The following is a 3,174-nucleotide window of genomic DNA, read 5'->3' as shown; positions in this document are numbered from 1 at the left end:
TTAATAAAATAATTCAGGGTATTTGTTAGTTTTAATTAACGGGTTTTCAGAAGTATAAGGATTTAAGTTAAAAATTAAATTAAAAAGGGTTTAAAAAGTCTTGGAAATGAGAAAAAAGGTGTTACATTTGCAGCCGCTAACGGGTAAAGGTAGTTGGTGGTAAGTTCAGGGATTTAGTTGTGGTAAAAACTTTTAAAAAATAAACAAATAATTATTTGTGAGATTAAAAAAAGGTATTACATTTGCAGCCGCTAACGGGTAAAGGTAGTTGGTGATAAGTTCAGATATTAGGTGTTATAAAAAACTTTAAAAAACAATTAAAATTTTAGTTGTGAGATAAAAAAAAAGGTTTTACATTTGCACCCGCTAACAAGGAAACGAGATTAGCGAAGTTCATAAATAGAGATTTTGGAATGGCCGAAACAAGAGTAGGTTAGTTAGTTCGATTCTAACATTTCAACAAAGAAGTTCATTGAAAATATTGAAATTGACAGCGTAAAATAGAGTAAGAACCTATGTTGTAAACATAGACAATTCTTTTGAGAAACATTAGCATCGTACGTTATTAAAAATATATACGATGAAGAGTTTGATCCTGGCTCAGGATGAACGCTAGCGGCAGGCTTAACACATGCAAGTCGAGGGGTAACATTAGTGCTTGCACTAGATGACGACCGGCGCACGGGTGCGTAACGCGTATAGAACCTACCTTTTACAGGAGAATAGCCCAGAGAAATTTGGATTAATGCTCCATAGTATTATAAAATGGCATCATTTAATAATTAAAGTTTCGGCGGTAAAAGATGGCTATGCGTTCTATTAGCTAGATGGTAAGGTAACGGCTTACCATGGCAACGATAGATAGGGGTCCTGAGAGGGAGATCCCCCACACTGGTACTGAGACACGGACCAGACTCCTACGGGAGGCAGCAGTGAGGAATATTGGACAATGGAGGCAACTCTGATCCAGCCATGCCGCGTGCAGGAAGACGGCCCTATGGGTTGTAAACTGCTTTTATATAGGAAGAAACCGCATCACGTGTGATGCTCTGACGGTACTATATGAATAAGCACCGGCTAACTCCGTGCCAGCAGCCGCGGTAATACGGAGGGTGCAAGCGTTATCCGGAATCATTGGGTTTAAAGGGTCCGTAGGCGGACTAATAAGTCAGGGGTGAAATCCAACAGCTTAACTGTTGAATTGCCTTTGATACTGTTAGTCTTGAGTTATATGGAAGTAGATAGAATGTGTAGTGTAGCGGTGAAATGCTTAGAGATTACACAGAATACCGATTGCGAAGGCAGTCTACTACGTATATACTGACGCTAATGGACGAAAGCGTGGGGAGCGAACAGGATTAGATACCCTGGTAGTCCACGCCGTAAACGATGGACACTAGTTGTTGGATTTATTCAGTGACTAAGCGAAAGTGATAAGTGTCCCACCTGGGGAGTACGAACGCAAGTTTGAAACTCAAAGGAATTGACGGGGGCCCGCACAAGCGGTGGAGCATGTGGTTTAATTCGATGATACGCGAGGAACCTTACCAGGGCTTAAATGTAGGTTGCATTAGCTAGAGATAGCTATTTCTTCGGACTACTTACAAGGTGCTGCATGGTTGTCGTCAGCTCGTGCCGTGAGGTGTCAGGTTAAGTCCTATAACGAGCGCAACCCCTGTCGTTAGTTGCCATCAAGTAAAGTTGGGGACTCTAACGAGACTGCCGGTGCAAACCGCGAGGAAGGTGGGGATGACGTCAAATCATCACGGCCCTTACGTCCTGGGCTACACACGTGCTACAATGGTATGGACAGAGAGCAGCCACTGAGTGATCAGGAGCGAATCTACAAACCATATCACAGTTCGGATCGGAGTCTGCAACTCGACTCCGTGAAGCTGGAATCGCTAGTAATCGCATATCAGCCATGATGCGGTGAATACGTTCCCGGGCCTTGTACACACCGCCCGTCAAGCCATGGAAGCTGGGGGTACCTGAAGTCGGTCACCGCAAGGAGCCGCCTAGGGTAAAACTAGTAACTAGGGCTAAGTCGTAACAAGGTAGCCGTACCGGAAGGTGCGGCTGGAACACCTCCTTTCTAGAGAAAGAGATGTTAAGTTACGAAGAAGAATTGTTTCTTACTCGATTGCTGTCAATTTTAAAATATAATTTAAGTAAAGAATTACAGAGTCTCGTAGCTCAGCTGGTTAGAGTACTACACTGATAATGTAGGGGTCGGCAGTTCGAGTCTGCCCGGGACTACAAAATTTTACTTAGAGAAGGATTTTAGAAGTTGAGAATTGGAGTTGTTAAACTTAATAACTCAAAACTAATAACTCATCACTAAAAGAATGGGGGATTAGCTCAGCTGGCTAGAGCGCCTGCCTTGCACGCAGGAGGTCATCGGTTCGACTCCGATATTCTCCACAACGGCATAATAATGCCACAAGTTCATTGACATATTGAAAAAATGATATCGTAAAAATCAAAAATATAATAAAAAGTAATTTTTATTAAGCTATATATAGAAATATATAAAACAAAATAGAATAAAAAAGCAAATAGCATAAAAAGCTAAATAAGGGCGTATGGCGGATGCCTAGGCTCTCAGAGGCGATGAAGGACGTGATAAGCTGCGAAAAGCTGCGGGGATTGGCACACACAATATGATCCGCAGATATCCGAATGGGGCAACCCGGTATGTTGAAGACATATCACCTCGCAAGAGGGGCAAACCCGGTGAACTGAAACATCTAAGTAACCGGAGGAAGAGAAAACAATAGTGATTGCGCTAGTAGTGGCGAGCGAACGCGCAATAGCCCAAACCAGTTTTGTTACGGCAAAATTGGGGTTGTAGGACCACGATATTCGATGCTAAGAGAATTAGAACAGTTTGGAAAGACTGACCATAGAGGGTGATAGTCCCGTATAGGTAATCGAAGTTATTGATAGTGGTATCCTGAGTAGGGCGGGGCACGTGAAACCCTGTCTGAATTCGCGGGGACCATCCCGTAAGGCTAAATACTCCTGAGAGACCGATAGTGAACTAGTACCGTGAGGGAAAGGTGAAAAGAACCCTAAGTAAGGGAGTGAAATAGATCCTGAAACCGTACGCCTACAAGCGGTTGGAGCACTTTTACAGTGTGACAGCGTGCCTTTTGCATAATGAGCCTACGA

2 tRNA genes and 2 rRNA genes (1 of these 4 running past the window's edge) are annotated in these 3,174 nt (G+C 43.1%); all 4 read left to right on the top strand.

Annotation, left to right across the window (positions count from 1 at the left end):
- Nucleotides 1–577: 577 nt before the first annotated feature.
- A 16S ribosomal RNA gene (locus Q0776_RS17685) occupies nucleotides 578–2,095 on the top strand.
- Nucleotides 2,096–2,185: 90 nt separating this feature from the next.
- A tRNA-Ile gene (locus tag Q0776_RS17680) sits at nucleotides 2,186–2,259 on the top strand.
- A 91-nt stretch (nucleotides 2,260–2,350) separates the two neighbouring features.
- Nucleotides 2,351–2,424: transfer RNA gene (locus Q0776_RS17675), tRNA-Ala, on the top strand.
- A 138-nt stretch (nucleotides 2,425–2,562) separates the two neighbouring features.
- Nucleotides 2,563–3,174, top strand: a 23S ribosomal RNA gene (locus tag Q0776_RS17670); it runs 2,267 nt beyond the window's last position.
- Together the 16S and 23S rRNA genes with 2 tRNA genes alongside form the textbook arrangement of a ribosomal RNA operon.

This window comes from uncultured Lutibacter sp., from assembly GCF_947495725.1.
Lineage (GTDB): Bacteria > Bacteroidota > Bacteroidia > Flavobacteriales > Flavobacteriaceae > Lutibacter.
Note: the sequence above shows the minus strand (reverse complement) of the source record. Positions and strands in the feature narration are given on the sequence as shown.